The organism is Aquirufa salirivi (assembly GCF_045310485.1).
In the GTDB taxonomy this organism is placed as follows: domain Bacteria; phylum Bacteroidota; class Bacteroidia; order Cytophagales; family Spirosomataceae; genus Aquirufa; species Aquirufa salirivi.
Window position 1 is genome coordinate 13,160 of record NZ_JBEWZH010000011.1, and the last position, 15,495, is coordinate 28,654.

Annotated in this window: 13 protein-coding genes; 6 read left to right on the plus strand and 7 right to left on the minus strand. The window is 39.3% G+C overall.

The features are described 5' to 3' along the window. Positions 1-97 precede the first annotated feature (97 nt). The 4 genes from U0R11_RS13100 to U0R11_RS13115 form a co-directional block, all read right to left on the minus strand. Positions 98-1,816 carry a GMC oxidoreductase gene (locus U0R11_RS13100; protein WP_406752213.1) on the minus strand — a complete coding sequence of 573 codons (1,719 nt, stop codon included), beginning with the start codon at positions 1,814-1,816 and terminating at the stop codon, positions 98-100. A gap of 18 nt (positions 1,817-1,834) precedes the next feature. Continuing rightward, positions 1,835-2,338 (minus strand): gluconate 2-dehydrogenase subunit 3 family protein, encoded by a 504-nt coding sequence (locus tag U0R11_RS13105; protein WP_406752215.1) that lies wholly within the window; start codon positions 2,336-2,338, stop codon positions 1,835-1,837. 100 nt (positions 2,339-2,438) lie between these two features. Next, a complete protein-coding gene (locus tag U0R11_RS13110) occupies positions 2,439-3,665 on the minus strand; it encodes a BaiN/RdsA family NAD(P)/FAD-dependent oxidoreductase (RefSeq protein ID WP_406752216.1) in 1,227 nt (408 codons plus the stop codon). Positions 3,666-3,804: 139 nt separating this feature from the next. Beyond that, complete coding sequence (locus tag U0R11_RS13115) at positions 3,805-4,431, minus strand: MgtC/SapB family protein (protein WP_406752218.1); 627 nt, start codon at positions 4,429-4,431, stop codon at positions 3,805-3,807. 322 nt (positions 4,432-4,753) lie between these two features. On the opposite strand from U0R11_RS13115, the gene U0R11_RS13120 reads away from it, so the two are divergent. Next, on the plus strand, positions 4,754-5,176 hold the full coding sequence (locus tag U0R11_RS13120; RefSeq protein WP_406752220.1) for a DUF6526 family protein: 423 nt from the start codon (positions 4,754-4,756) through the stop codon (positions 5,174-5,176). 76 nt (positions 5,177-5,252) lie between these two features. Here the strand turns inward: U0R11_RS13120 and U0R11_RS13125 are convergent, their stop codons facing one another. Beyond that, entirely contained in the window at positions 5,253-7,904 is a 2,652-nt protein-coding gene (locus U0R11_RS13125; protein WP_406752222.1) for a DUF7133 domain-containing protein, read from the minus strand. A gap of 521 nt (positions 7,905-8,425) precedes the next feature. Between U0R11_RS13125 and U0R11_RS13130 the strand changes: the two genes are divergently transcribed. The 5 genes from U0R11_RS13130 to U0R11_RS13150 all read left to right on the plus strand — a co-directional run bounded on the left by U0R11_RS13130 (position 8,426) and on the right by U0R11_RS13150 (position 13,177). After that, positions 8,426-9,610 (plus strand): AraC family transcriptional regulator, encoded by a 1,185-nt coding sequence (locus U0R11_RS13130; protein WP_406752224.1) that lies wholly within the window; start codon positions 8,426-8,428, stop codon positions 9,608-9,610. Between the two features lie 426 nt (positions 9,611-10,036). After that, the gene (locus tag U0R11_RS13135) at positions 10,037-10,981 is read left to right on the plus strand and encodes an aldo/keto reductase (protein ID WP_406752225.1); all 945 of its coding nucleotides are present in this window, start codon (positions 10,037-10,039) and stop codon (positions 10,979-10,981) included. Positions 10,982-10,993: 12 nt separating this feature from the next. Further along, positions 10,994-12,013, plus strand: a complete 1,020-nt coding sequence (locus U0R11_RS13140) for a zinc-binding alcohol dehydrogenase family protein (RefSeq protein WP_406752227.1) — start codon at positions 10,994-10,996, stop codon at positions 12,011-12,013. 1 nt (position 12,014) lies between these two features. Beyond that, entirely contained in the window at positions 12,015-12,830 is an 816-nt protein-coding gene (locus tag U0R11_RS13145; protein ID WP_406752229.1) for a TIM barrel protein, read from the plus strand. A gap of 11 nt (positions 12,831-12,841) precedes the next feature. Next, a complete protein-coding gene (locus tag U0R11_RS13150; protein WP_406752231.1) occupies positions 12,842-13,177 on the plus strand; it encodes an L-rhamnose mutarotase in 336 nt (111 codons plus the stop codon). A gap of 33 nt (positions 13,178-13,210) precedes the next feature. On the opposite strand, the gene U0R11_RS13155 is transcribed toward U0R11_RS13150, so the two are convergent. Both U0R11_RS13155 and U0R11_RS13160 read right to left on the minus strand, forming a co-directional pair. Beyond that, entirely contained in the window at positions 13,211-14,245 is a 1,035-nt protein-coding gene (locus tag U0R11_RS13155) for a DUF3500 domain-containing protein (protein ID WP_406752232.1), read from the minus strand. Positions 14,246-14,282: 37 nt separating this feature from the next. After that, complete coding sequence (locus tag U0R11_RS13160) at positions 14,283-15,386, minus strand: Gfo/Idh/MocA family protein (RefSeq protein WP_406752234.1); 1,104 nt, start codon at positions 15,384-15,386, stop codon at positions 14,283-14,285. Positions 15,387-15,495 lie beyond the last annotated feature (109 nt).

The following is a 15,495-nucleotide window of genomic DNA, read 5'->3' on the forward strand; positions in this document are numbered from 1 at the left end:
TCCATTTACCATTGACCAATCATAATTTATAAATTATAATTTACAATTACTTTCCTTCCCCTCATCCATAATTTATACTTTATAATTTATAATTCTCTTACAGGTTTTTCTTCTTCAATTCCGCCACCGCATAATTCGCTGCTCGAGCGGTCAAGGCCATGTAGGTTAAGGAAGGATTCTGCGTGGAATTGGAGGTCATACTGGCTCCATCCGTTACAAAGACATTTTTACAATGATGTAATTGATTCCATTTATTTAATTGAGAGGTTTTAGGGTCATTTCCCATGATTACACCACCCATCTCATGAATATCCAATCCCGGATTCCAGGTCTTTTTCGGATTAGCCTTGATGTTTTTAAAGCCGGCTAACGTCAACATCTCTGTCATTTGATCTTGATAATCTTGTTCCATTTTACGGTCATTATCATCAAAATCTACGTTCAATCGGGCTAAAGGAACTCCCCAGTCGTCTTTTTTACTAGCATCTAATTTGACATAGTTGGAATGTTTCGGGATGGTTTCCCCCATGAAATGAGAACCAACCTGCCAATTTCCATATTTCTGTTGGAATAAATGATCTTTCAATTCCTGACCTATGCCTTCTTGATTGCCAATAATCGGCCGGCGAGCGCTAAAGCCTGCAGCATAACCACGTAAGAAATCGGTTTCTTGTTTAAAAACATTGCGGAAACGAGGAATATAACTGCCATTTGGACGAATACCTTCTGTTTTGCTTTCTAACATGCCTTCATATTCGGCCGACACCCCTGTATGGAAATTGTGGAAGTGGATATAATGCCCCATCAAACCATTGTCGTTGCCAAGTCCATTCGGGAAGCGGTGCGACTTAGAATTCAGGAGAATCAAGTTGGTATTGATGGTCGCCGCATTTAAGAAGATGATTTTGGCATAATAATGGATTTCTTCTTTTGTTTTGCTGTCAATCACTTTGACCCCTGAAGCTTTGCCTGATTTTTCATCGTAGATGACGGAATGAACCACGGAGTTTGGTCTTAGCGTTAAATTTTCTGTGTTTTGTGCCCATGGTAGGGTGGAGGCATTACTAGAGAAATAACCTCCATAAGGACATCCTCTTTGGCATAAATCACGCTGCTGACATTGAGCTCTACCTTGTTTGAAGTGGATAGGTTGAGGATCTGTCAGGTGAGCACATCGACCAATGATCACGGGTCTATTTCCTTTATAGTGCTTCTTCATTTCGGAAGAAAAATGCTTTTCCACGCAAGATTGCTCATGTGGACGCAAGAATTCACCGTCTGGCAATTGCTCTAAACCATCTTTATTTCCACTAACACCCGCAAATATTTCTACATGGCTGTACCAAGGAGCTAAATCTTGGTAAGTGATCGGCCAGTGGTTATCAAATCCATCACGGGCAGGTCCTTCAAAGTCATATTTAGACCAGCGCTGTGTACCACGAGCCCACAGCAAGGATTTTCCACCTACTTGATATCCACGAATCCAGTCGAATGGTTTCTCTTGAATGTAAGGGTGTTCTTTATCTTTAACAAAAAAATGGGATGAATCTTCATTGAATGCATAGCATTTGGTGGCTATGGGATTAGCATCTTTCATTTCTTTGGTCAATGCCCCTAAATGGTCAAATTCCCATGGCTCTTTCAAGGTGGTTGGGTAATCCACAATGTGTTTTACATCCCTACCACGCTCTAATACCAAAGTCTTTAAACCATTGTCGCACAGTTCTTTGGCAGCCCAGCCGCCACTTATTCCAGAACCTACCACGATGGCGTCAAAGGTTCTTTGTTTTTTTGAATCTATATTAAAATTAGACATGTCTTGAGAGTAAATAGCTTATTGAACAGGAACACAGCCATGGTAAAAACCTGGGGCCATGGTATAATTTCTATGTTGGGTTAGGAAGTACTCTGAACTCGTATAAGAGGCCACAGTCAAACCTTTCAGGCGTTTGAAAAATTGATTTTCTTCTGGCAGAGTGGAATTTTGTAAGTTAGTCAATAGGCTAATTTGCTCTTGACTGCTTAACATGGGGAAGGCCTTTTGGTAGTTTTTCATGGCAGCGGAGGCGAGCTTCTGCAATCCATTTTGGAAGGCTTGTTGATCTTCTTTACTCATGCAATCTTTCACCATCCGCTCAATGTACAAATGGGCTCCAATGGTCTTGGCACCAGGGCTATCTGTCTCAGGTATTATGGCATTCACTACCGCGCCTAATAATTCAGTATTAGGTCCTTGTGATGCTGCAAAAGAATGTTGGTTCCATTGGTAGGCCCAGCTAGGTAAAGCGGAGGTACCTAAGACTAAGCTTAGGTTTTTTAAGGCGCTTCTTCTGTTCATATTGTCATAGGTAGAGTAAAGAAAATGGTTTACCGTAATGCTTGATAAACACAAACAAAAATATTCAAATTAAAGTCAATTGTCAACCTGATTTACAGGCTTATTCTGCTGCATTTTTACCTGCAATATAACCGGTAGTCCAGGCAGCTTGGAAATTAAATCCACCTGTGATACCATCGATGTCCATGATTTCACCGGCAAAAAATAATCCAGGTACTCGTTTACTTTCCATGTTTTGAACATGGATTTCGGCGAGGTCTATCCCTCCTGCGGTGACAAATTCCTCCTTAAATGTAGTTTTTCCTTGTACTTGGTAGCGGTCATTTAACAAAGTATTGACCAGTTTATTGATTTGTTTGGGATTTACATCAATCCAACGAGAGCTAAGGATAATCTCATTTTTGGAGAGTAAGAAATTCCAAAGTCGGGCTGGAATAGGAAAAGGACAATGATTGGAAATCATTTTACCGCCATGGAGTTTTCGGGTAAGATCTAGTTTTTCTCGCAATTCTGATTCTTTGGTTTCATCTAACCAATTGATTAAAATGGCGAACTGGTAATTGACTTCGGCCAAGATGCGTGCTCCCCAAGCGGATAATTGTAAAATGGCGGGTCCACTCATCCCCCAATGTGTGATCAGCAAGGGGCCTTTACCTACTAATTTTTGACCTTCGATTCGAACCGTTGCTTTTTCAACTACCAATCCCATAAATTCCTTGATGGGTTCTTCAGGCATATTAAAGGTAAAGAGAGAAGGCATAGGAGGGATGACAGAGTGACCCAATGCTTCCAACCAGTGAAGGCCACTTAATTTGGGTTGACCGCCAGTGGTAATGATGACACGATCTGTATCTATTGTTTTATCCTTTGTCTTTAACATAAAGCCACCCTTTTCTTGAATTTCAATGGATTCTATGCTATGGTGTAAAAGTAATTCGATGTCAAGTTTTTTGGCCTCCCTCAAGAAACAATCGATGATGCTTTGGGAGGTATTGGATAGTGGAAAGACGCAACCATCAGGATAGGTTTTAAGGGCGACCAGCCTTTGCTCAAACCATTCCATCGTGGAAGTGGCATCAAACTGCTCAAAGGCTTTTTTGAGGAATTTCTCTCCTCTAGGATAATGCTCAGCTAATTTTCTGTTGTTGAATTCAGCGTGGCAAACATTGCATCTACCGCCCCCCGATATTTTTACTTTAGCTAAAAAATGTGAGGTTTTTTCGAGGATTTGTACCTGCGCTTCTGGATGGTGTTGCTTCGCGGAAATAGCGGCAAAAAAACCCGCTGCTCCTCCACCAATAATACTGATTCTTAACTCTTTTGACATGATTTATTTACCTAACAAAACTCCAATCCCCAATCCATAATAACTAAACCCTAATAACTAATCCCTAATAAAAACCCCTAATAAAAACCCCTAATAAAAACCCCTAATAAAAACCCCTAATAAAAACCCCTAATATCTATTAAAACTCCAAATGCTTAATCTTATCATTTTTCAGCAACTGACTCGCTATTAAGTGATGTGCTTTTTCTGAACCTTGAACGGTTAGGTTAAAGGTGAAATCTTTACCAGATTTTATTTTCTGAGAATAGAGGATTTTCATTTTAAGTTTTTTAAATAGTGCCTCTACATGCTTGTAATCGAAGGAATCAGTATATTCGAACTTCAACGTATATACACGTACGTGATTAAGTTTGCTGATCAAATTTTGAACCAAAATAAAGGCACTTAAAATTATTATGACGATGGTGGAGGTAATACATGCCAATAATTCAAAACCTGCACCGATGGTCATGCCTAAGGCTGAAACTACCCAAATCGTGGTTGCGGTGGTGATTCCTGTTACTCGATCTTTTTCTCTAAATATGACTCCTGCGCCTAGAAAACCAATTCCCGTTAGGACATTGGCTGCAATTCTATCTTGACTGCCCAATCCGATTTTATAGGATAGTAAAGTGAAAATACAAGAGCCCACACAAACCAAAATCATGGTTCTTAATCCTGCGGATTTGGAACGATATTCCCTCTCTAAACCAATAATTGCTCCTATGAGTATGGAAAGTAGAATTCGTTCTAAGTCGATATACATTCGAATATGAGATTTTGATTTATGAACGGAATTTAAGGCTAAATGTTGAATTAATGTTCATCCTTGATATTCATTAACCATCAATACTTTTGACATGTATGGGGAACTATTAATTTCTTGCTAGCTTTTTTTGTACATGTTTAAATAGAAAATAACTTATCTAGGACACCGTATAGGCCTATTTGTTTCTTAAAATGGCCTTGGTAACCTATTCAAATATTTAATGGAAAGGTTGATTTTTTATAGTATCAAATTGATAAATTTTAAGCAATTTTACAGCATATTCTACTCTCTTAATATTCATTGATTAAACGTTAAACTTATGAGTCAAGATTACGAAAGTCACACTCGGTATTATCATTTACATCATTTTATTATTTTGCCTCTTGCCTTTTTTGTATTTATTTGGACGGTTGAATTAACCTTGGAAGATCCAGTAAATGATTGGCTGTATTTATTGGTCGGAGTCCTATTTATTTTGATTTCATTCATTAATCGAATTTATGCCAATCGAAATCAAGACAGAATTATTCGATTGGAGATGCGATTACGATATTTTCAATTAACCCAAGTACCATTTACCGAAAAGGAAAATTTGCTTAACATCAGACAGATTGTTGCTTTACGTTTTGCCAGTGATGAGGAGTTATTGCCTTTGATAGATAGAGCCATTCTGAACAATTTAAGCTCGAAAGAGATCAAGAAATCCATTCATGATTGGCAAGGAGATTTTTTGCGAGTGTAAATCTTTATTGAAAAACAGCTCAGGGTTTAAACCCTGAGCTGTTTTATTTTAATGGTAATTCACTCCAATGTATCATTTACTTTTTCTGTTCAGAGAGGAAGGTGATTAAGGAGGCAAACTCTTCATAGGAAAGTTCATTCGTTAAGCCATCCGGCATCATCGATGTTTCCATCTCCTTTCTTGATCGGATATCAGCTGTTCGGATGCTGGTGATTTGTCCAGTAATATCTCTCATTACAATTCGATCGGGGGATTCAGCTGTGACAAAACCCATATGCTCTTTTTTATCTTTAGTTGTCACCAATACCGTTATGAAACCTTGCGAGATGGAAGCATTGGGCTTCAAGATGGATTCGGCAATCTGTTCACGGCTCATGATGGCACCAATTTGACCCATGAATGGCCCTTTCAATGTTTCTCCACTTTTTAAACTGTGGCAAACCACGCAGCCTTGTTTACTAAATAAGGCTCTACCGGTAGATGGATTACCTTTGATTTGAGCCATAGCTAACATAACATCTTCAATGGAAGCATTTCCAATTTGACCTTTTTTGTTTCGGATAGAAGCCAAGTCGACCTTCGGTTCATCTTTGGCTAGATTAGTTGCGGCTGTTCCAAGTTCACTAATTTCCATTTGATTTTTTTCATTCAAATCCACGAAATAGGCTTTGTCTTCCTCCGAGGCTTTTTGGAACTCGGCTATAATAAAATTTTTGATGATCGGACTAGACTCCCAATCCATTGTTTTGTAATAAGGTCCATGACCATTAGGCTTGGTGCTCCACCAATATTCTCCTTCGTATGGAGCTTCTTTTTTATAGAGTCGAGCTAGATTAGCCAATAACTGCTTTTTAAACGTTGGATTGTTGGATTTTTTATAAGCAGCTAATAAACCCTGGACAGCTACAGGCTGGTGCATATAACGCAAAGCCCATAAAGCCATGGTTGAATTGGAACCAGAAATAGCTTTGACACAAGCATTTACAGCATTCAATTTCACTAGGGCTTGAACGGCTACGTGTGCAGGAATAATGGCGGAATTGGGTGTTGCATGGGGACCTTCTTGGTCTTTGGGAGGTGCAACAAAAGAAGTAGACACTTTAACAGCCAATAAAGCAGGAATGGCTTCTTGTTTTCCTAATCTTCCTAATGCAATGGCTGCACTTACACGGACTCTTGGAGATGCATCTTGTAATGCTAAAACGATTGGCTGAATTGGGACTAATTTGTTTTTGGTTTTTCTGTCGGCCAAAGCTCTAATTGCCAACTCTTTCACCTCTTTATCAGCAAGTAATTTAAGTAATTGTAAGATGCCTTGCTCGTTAGTGGCTTGAGCAAAAGTAAATATACCTGCCGAACGCACGTACAAGGGAGCTTTTTTATCTGCAGCTAATTTCCAGGCAATGGAAGCCGTTGTTTTTAAATCTCGGTTTAATAATTCTTGTTGTGCATTTAAACGAGCCACGGCACTGTTGGATTGTAAAAGCTTGGCTAATTCATCGTTCGACAATTGGCTAACTTGTGGAAAAGCTTGGTAGGTCCAGCCTTTGGGTACAGCTCGAACCACAAAACCTTTACCTGGGTTGCCCGAATAGCCAGCTCCATCCCAGGCTGCTAGGTACAAACGACCTGAGCCATCTACATCTAAATCAGTGATTTGCTTTAATTTAATGAATGTCTCATCTTTTTGCGTATAACTAGCACCGTCAGGCTTTACTCGATGAATGTACAACATACTATTTCCCCAATCGGCCATCATAGGTACTTGATTGTATTTAGCTGGCCAAGTTGGTTCATCCATGAATAAAGAACCAGTACCAGATCCACCACCTACATCCACTAGGGCAGGAAGAATTTCTTCGGTAAAATGTTTAAATAGTAAAGGGTACCCGTATTCACCAGATTGTATGTGATGGCTAAAACGAATGTTCCAACCAGCACCATCATTGGTATTATCGCGAGTGAAGATGTTCATGTATGGGTCAATGGCCACGTCGTAGATATTTCTAGTTCCATGGGTATAGACTTCCATTTCGGTTCCATCAGGTCTTACGCGAACAATACCACCACCTAACATGGTAATTTTCTTACCACTTCGATCCGTAGCATTGTGAAAACCAAAGTCGCCTGCTGCGATATAAATCCATCCATCGATACCCATTCGGATGCCATTGGTGGCATGGTCTGTACCTCTGCTTTGCAAAAACTTAGGAGAACTGATATGTTGAATTAATGGACTCGATGGACCATCTGCTAGGCCGTCTTTATTTTTATCTTCAAAAACGACCAAATCCATACCCGTAGCTTTCTTGGTTTCTGGGGAAAAGACGGTATGTAGCACATATAATTTGTCTCCTAAGGAGATAATTCCACGCGGATTGTCGACCATGGCAAATTTGCTTTGCTGATCTACACGGCCATCTTGATTGGAGTCTGTTAATTTTAAGATATATCCTTTTCCAGGTGTTTTACCTAGAGAGCCAATTTGATCAATTCCTACAAATACCTCACCTGTGGCTGCAACGGCAATACAGGCAGGACTTGGGCTTATATCCGCTGAAGCAAAATTACTCACTTGAATATCTTGAGTAGGCCAAGCTGAGGCATTGGACAAGGTATCAGCCAGAACAAAAGAATTTGTACTTTTTTCAGAGAAATACGGTTGAAGAAATTGATAGCCCCAAAAAAGTAAAAATGAATAAATCAAACTGAGAGATAATTTTAACATAATGAATAGGTTATTGTATTTTGTTAATATGCTTGGCAAAAATAAGATTTTTCCTCATAAAACATTCAGGTCTTTATGGGGTAAGCTGGGTATTTATTAATCGGTAATCGTGGGTATTTTTTCTTCCACAAACCATATTCAACGTCCTGAAAATCAAGAACGCTTATTACTATATGATGTAGAATAATAATTTTTAGTAAAATTTTTCTTAGTGATATTGATGGAGTGTAGTCTATTCAAAACGAATGATTTAGCTGTGAAAATGTTATTTAAAGGGGATGAGCACTCTTTTTTTGATCGAAGTGTGTCGAAAATATTAGTGAAAATATTAGGCTGATTCAAAAATCAAATTACCTTTGCGTTTACCATTCTACAATAAAGTTTGAGCTGTTCTATAATTCGTATATCTCCGGTAATCTCAATTGAGAATCGATATAAAGGCAACCTGTTGTCTATCTCGGCCTTGGAGTGCATTTTATCTCAGCCACTCTAGTGTCAAACCGAAATAATTGAATTAGAAAATGTTAATCTACATAGTCGCTTTCAAACTCGTTATTTCATTGGTATTGGCCGTTTTTAACTTCCGCGTTAATAAAAATACCATCTATTTAACAGGCTTTTTAGTGACGATTGCCTTATCAGGGCTTTTGCATTATTTTGCATTTATGGGGGATAATGAATCCTTAATGGCGGTATTCAATTACCACATTACACCTACCTATTACCTGTTTGGCCCATTTTTGTTTTTTTATGTTCGAGGTACCTTAACTGACCGCAATAAATTATCTCAAAAGGATTATCTCCACTTCATTCCAGCCTTATTTTCATTCTTATCCATTCTTCCTTTTTATTTCAAAAACTGGGATTATAAATTGGTTGTAGCCCGGAAGATTATTGATAATCCAGAAGTACTTAAAGTATGGAATGAAGGCGTGCTATATCCAAGTTATTTCAATGTGATTGGACGTCCATTGTTTTTTATGATTTATTTGATAGCCACGATTTCCTTATTCCTTCGTTATAATCGTAGTTTGGCCAAATACACACCTGTATCAGCCCAAAAAACCTTGATTAAACGCTGGTTAGTTTGGTTGATTTCCTTATCCACGCTAGCCTGTGTAAGTTATTTTGCAGGAGCGATCATGTTTATTTTTTCTGATGTGGTGAACAAGGAATTAGTGAATTCTTCTCCACTCGGTTATTTGACGGGCATCTTTTTCTTGACTATCCCTTTATTGATTCTAGCATTTCCTCCTATCTTGTATGGTATTCCCATTCACAAAAAAGGGAGGAGAAAGAACTTTGAACATAAAGTGGATGCGAGTGATGTCTATTCTTTTGTAGGGAAGTCGGATGATCCATTCCAACAAGACGCTAAATATATTTTGGATCATATCCATGAGGAAAAATGGTATTTAGATCCTGATTTTAATGTAGATTTTTTGGCTCTAAAACTCGATATACCTAAGCACCATATTTATTATTGCTTCAACTACATCATCAAATCCAAGTTCACTAAATTGCGGGCACAATTGCGCATTTCACACGCAAAGGCCCTTTTAGATGAACAAAAATCCCAAAATTTGAGTCAAGAAGAAATGGAAGCTATCGCTTTGGCTTCAGGATTTGGTACCCTGTATCGTTTCATTAGTGCCTTTCAAGAAGAAGAAGGTACAACTCCGATGGAATACGTGAAGAAATTATAAATTATAAGTTATAATTTATAAATGGATAGAAGTTTTCCATTCATTTTTTTACACAACTTATTTGAATAATTTGAAAAGGTGATTTTCTGTATATTCCCCCAGTTTTATAGCAAAAGGATATAAACAGATGAATTTTCTACTAGTTTGATATCTTCGTTTACCATTAACAATTCACCACAGAAAATTTAAATCTATAACCTACTAAATGGACTGTAGACTTCCATTCATGTTTTAAACACAACCTATTTGAATAATTTGAAGATGTGATTTTCTGTATATTCCCCCAAGTTTTGAAAAATAATCCTCCCAATTTTATAGAAATTTGATAGAAACATATGAATTTTCTACTAGTTTGATACCTTCGTTTACCATTATAATTCATCACTGACCATTTATAATCCATAACTTAAAATTTATAATTTTTTTATGCGCTACCGTCGTTTAGGCAAAACAAATTTAGAAGTATCTATTTTGGGCTTTGGAGCCTCTCCATTAGGGAATGTATTTGAGGAATGTGATGAAAATGAGGGTATTGCTGCCGTTCATTATGCCATTGATCATGGAGTGAATTTGGTGGATGTAGCTCCTTTCTATGGAATTACATTAGCAGAGACTCGATTGGGCAAAGCGTTAAAAGGAAAAAGAAACGAGGTTTATTTGGCTACCAAGGCTGGTCGATATGATTTGCGAGAGTTTGATTTTTCTTACCAAAAAATTCTAAGCAGTATTGATGATTCATTGCGAAGATTGCAAACGGATTATGTGGATTTATATCAATTGCATGATATTGAGTTTGGTTCGCAAGAACAAGTTGTAAATGAAGCAGTACCCGCCATTCAGGCTGTAAAGAAATCTGGTAAAGCCAGATTTGTGGGCATAACGGGTTTGCCCGTTAATTATTTGGCCGCCATAGCCCGTGAAGTAGAAATTGATACGGTCCTCTCTTGGGCTCACTATAATTTGTTGCAGGATGAAATTAACGTAGAGCTAGTTCCGCTTTCCAAAGAATTAGATTTTGGATTAATGAATGCAGCTCCTTTGATGCAACGAATTCTTTCTGATGCGGCATTACCTGTTTGGCATAATGCTTCGGAAGAAGTTAAAGCATTGCAGCCCCGCTTGTTAGCTATTTGTCAAGCATACCATGTCCGCCTCAGCGACGTAGCTTTGCGTTTTGCTATGGATCATCCAGATATTGCTACCACGATAGTTGGCATGTGCGACATGAAAACCATTCAAGAAAATGTGGCTGCGGTAGACTTTGTCATCCCAGATGGTTTATTGCATGAATTAGAGGAAGTTATAGCTCCCTTTAAAAACCGAATGTGGTTTGAGGGAAGACCTGAAAATAATATCGCTAGAAAGCAATAAACCGTTCAAAAAATGAAAGCATTATTTTTAACCGAAGTAGGGCAAACCGAAATCAGGGAAATAGAGAAGCCTATTCCAAAAGTTGGAGAAGTTTTACTTCGAATCGGTATGGTGGGATTTTGTGGAGGCGATTTAAACGGCTTTAAAGGCCTATTTGAATTGCAAGAATATCCCAATGTATTAGGTCATGAGGTCGGTGCGACCATTGAAGAAATGGGAGAGGGTGTTCCTGCTGATTGGCATATTGGCCAGCGAGTTACTATTTATCCTTATTTAAATTGTGGAACCTGTGTTTCTTGTCGGAAAGGTCGTAAAAATGCTTGCCAAGACAATAAAACCATGGGTGTCAGAAGGCCAGGTGCTATGACGCGCTACATCAGCATTCCTTGGCAAGATTTATATCTTTCTACTACATTGTCCTTGAAAGAATTGGCCTTGGTGGAGCCTTTGACGGTGGGTTTTCATGCGGCAGCCAGAGGACGAGTGGATGCTTCAGATACCGTTGCTGTAATTGGATGTGGTATTGTCGGCATGGGAGCATTGGCCTCTGCTGTTCATCGAGGAGCACAAGTGATTGCGGTGGATATCGATGATTCCAAGCTGGCTATTGCTCGAAAAATAGGTGTGCAACATACGATAAATACCAGTCAAGAGGATTTGCATGAAGCATTACAAAAGATAACCCGAGGAGATGGTCCGGATGTGATCATCGAAGCCGTTGGAAGCCATATCACTTATCGTGCTGCCGTAGAAGAAGTGGCTTATACGGGGCGTGTGGTCTGTATTGGCTATGCCAAAAAGCCTGTGGAGTTTAATACAGGCGTATTTGTCAGAAAAGAAATAGAAATTTTAGGCTCCAGGAATTGTACAGATGAGTTTCCAGCAGTGATTGCTTATTTGGAATCTGGTGGTTTTCCAGTTGAGGAAGTGATTAGTCGAGTTGTTCCAATTGAGGACGCTGGTCAGGCACTAGCCGATTGGGCTGAAAATGCCCAAGGTATTGTAAAAATTATGGTGAATTTCGGAGAATAATATGATGCAATCCTGTGTAACCATCGCCTTAGTACCTCAAATCAAGTCGGGCCCATGGATTTTTTGGGAAGACTTGGAAGCGAGTATGGCCCAAGCGTCCAAGCTAGGATTTGATGCCATCGAGCTTTTTACAGCAGATGCCACGAGTATTGACATGGGGCAATTGGAAGAATTATTGTCGAAATATGCGCTAAAACTCGCGGCCGTTGGGAGCGGAGCAGGAAAGGTGATACAGGGTTTAACGCTGACAGATCCAAATCCAGACATTCGTGCGCAAGCCATTCAATTTATACAATCCATGATGGATTTTGGGGCATATTTTGGTGCCGTGACCATCATAGGTTCTATGCAGGGAAATGCTTTGCCAGATCGTAGAGAGGAATCTTTGGCATATTTGAAAGAAGGATTGGAATACCTAGGAAAACATGCTGAACGAATAGGTGTTCCTTTGATCTATGAACCCTTAAACCGATATGAAACCAATTTATTTAACACTCTGGACGCTGCTAGGATATTTTTGCAAGGGCTTTCCACTCAACATATTCGATTGCTAGCAGATTTGTTTCATATGAACATTGAGGAGGTAGATATGGCTCAAAGTATCCGTGAAAATGGCCCATGGATTGGGCATGTGCATTTGGCCGATTCCAATCGTAGACCGATGGGAATGGGACATACTTTGATGAAGGAGATCGCGGATGCTTTGAAACAAGTGGATTACCAAGGTGCCATTTCGGCGGAAGCATTTCCTTGGCCAAATCCTTTGGAAGCAGCCAAGCAGACCATGTTGGCTTATAATCAGTATTTTACCATTTAAAACGAAAACCCATGCAGCGATTTTGTTTGGCATTAGACCTAGTAGATCATCCTGAATTAATTCAGGAATATGAACAATACCATGCGCCGGGAAGTGCTTGGCCAGAAGTCACACAGCACGACATCGATGCGGGGGTTACCAATATTGAAATATTCCGTACAGGAAATCGTATGTTCATGATTTTAGAGACAGATGATGCCTTTACTTTTGAGAAAAAAGCGGCTTTTGATGCGACCAATCCCAAGATTGCAGCATGGGAAGAACTGATGTGGAAGTTTCAACAACCTTTGCCTTGGGCTAAGCTTGGTCAAAAATGGATCTTGATGGATCGCATATTTAAATCATAAAAAAAAGGCCAGAATTTACGCTGGCCTTTTTGATTATTTATGCTGATGATGCTCTGCCGTCATATAATGTTCTTTCAATAAATCCGTACCAAAATCACCTCGGAAATCCCGCCAAACCGTATGGATGTGGTTGGCATTATCTTGCGTATTATCAAATTCAACTAAGAAAGATTTCCCCTGTATGCGGTAATAATGCGCTTTTTTACGTTCTGTATTGCCTGCCCAAGCAAATTTGACTGAATTGAAGTCTTCATTCGCAATATGTTTTAGGCGCATCTCGGCAATTTTGGGAGGCATGGCTGATAAATAGTGCATGATCAATTGATTCAAGCTAGCCTTTTGTTGGCTATTCATATCTTTCACCGAAATACCCTCATCTGGTAATGGACCTACATGAACGGAATTGGTAGTTACCACTTCGTTGAAAGTGGAGAGACTAAATATGGCTTTAGCTTTTTGTTTATCTGACATGGAGTTAATTAATTCTAAAGCCATATCTTCTTCCTCCTTCATTAATCGAGTTCCTTTTCTTTCACCGCTTTCTGCCTCTGCTGGATAAACCCCAAAGAAAAATGGGGCATAAGAGAGCTTATCATTCACCACCGTGAAGTTTAATGCAAGGTGATGTCCTCCAAATTTCCATCCCCAAACTTTGTCTTTGCTCGGGTCTCCATAAAATGCCACAAATTGATTTTCAGGAATACGACTCGGATTTTTGGGTTGAATCTCTTTCAAATAATACTCGAAATCCATGATGTCACGGGTTTTCTTGAAGCCTTTTTCGCTTAAATATACTTGCATGAAATCATAAAGTAATTGTTTCTGATTGGCATCCATGTCCTTCACCACAGTACCATGGCGTGCTACCATGGTAGGAGGCAAGAAGTGCCAGTTGAATCGAGTCACCGCATCAAAGGAATATAACGCTCTACTTTTTTGGGCATCGTTTAGCGACTGGATAAAAGCCATGGCTTTTTGTACCCCTGGGCTGTCGGTCTGGGCTAGACTCAGCAAAGGGAATGCCGCAATGCTGATACAGCTCATGAATAAAATAAATCTTCTTTTCATGTAAATGGTTGTTTGAGGTCTATTGCAAAGTGTGGGTTTATTTTATGGCTACTCTTTTGCCGGATTTTACCGCTTCAAAAATCGCTTCAATGATTTTCATATCTTTCAAACCTTCTTCTCCATCTACGGGAACCTTGGGAGTTTTACCATCATGTATCATAGCTGCGAATTCATCCATTTGTATGGTTTGATGCGTGACATGTGGGTAGCTCAATTCCCCTTTGTTGGTCTTGGCTTTGATAGGTCCATACCCAGTAGAAGGCATCATTTCGGCAAATCCTTTGGTCCCATTGAGGTAAAACTTATCCAAATTATTGAGCGCATAGGTGGAAAGACAAGACGCCACAGCCCCACTTGGGAAGCCCATTTGGAATTGGATGGTTTCATCTACTCCTTCTTTGAATTTCTCTGAATCAGTTTTTGTTTCTTGGGCAGTCACCCAGATTGGTTCTTCACCCACCATGTAGCGAGCTCCGTTAATGGAATAGATACCAATGTCCATCATGGAGCCTCCACCTGCCAACTGTTTGTTCAATCGCCACTGTTTAGGATCTCCTATGATAAAGCCTGATAAACCTTGGAAGAATAAGATTTTGCCAAATTCTCCAGCTTCTCTTTTCTTGATTATTTCTAGGGTATTTGGTTCAAAGTGCATGCGGTAACCTACCAATAATTTTACCCCTGCTTTTTTACAGGCATCAATCATGCGTTGTGCATCCTTCACATTGGTGGCCATGGGTTTTTCGCTGATTACATGTTTCCCTAATTGGGCAACTTTGATCGCAAATTCAGGGTGACGAAGGTTGGGAGTCATGATGTACACCGCATCGATGTCTGGGTTATTTTTGATTTTATCTAATTCGTCATAGGAAAAACGATGACTTTGAGGAACACTGTATTTTTCTCCCCATTGGTCTAATTTGCTGGGTGTACCACTGATTAAAGCCGTTATTTTGGCTCTTTTACAGTTTTGCATGGCTTTGGCCACGATATTGGCATATCCTCCCAAACCTAATAATGCTACTTTTAAGATAGGACCATCTTCTATGGTGTAGTCTTGACTTGATGCTGCTTGAGAAATAAAGGGCATGGCGATCAAAGGGGCCGAGACCATTTGAATAAAATTACGACGTGAACTCATGGGGTGATTAATTTTTAAATAGGTGATATTTAATGCCTTAAAACTAAAGAAATAAAAGATAAAACGAATGCAATTTTATTTTATCCTGTGTTAATACGCTTTCTGCGCA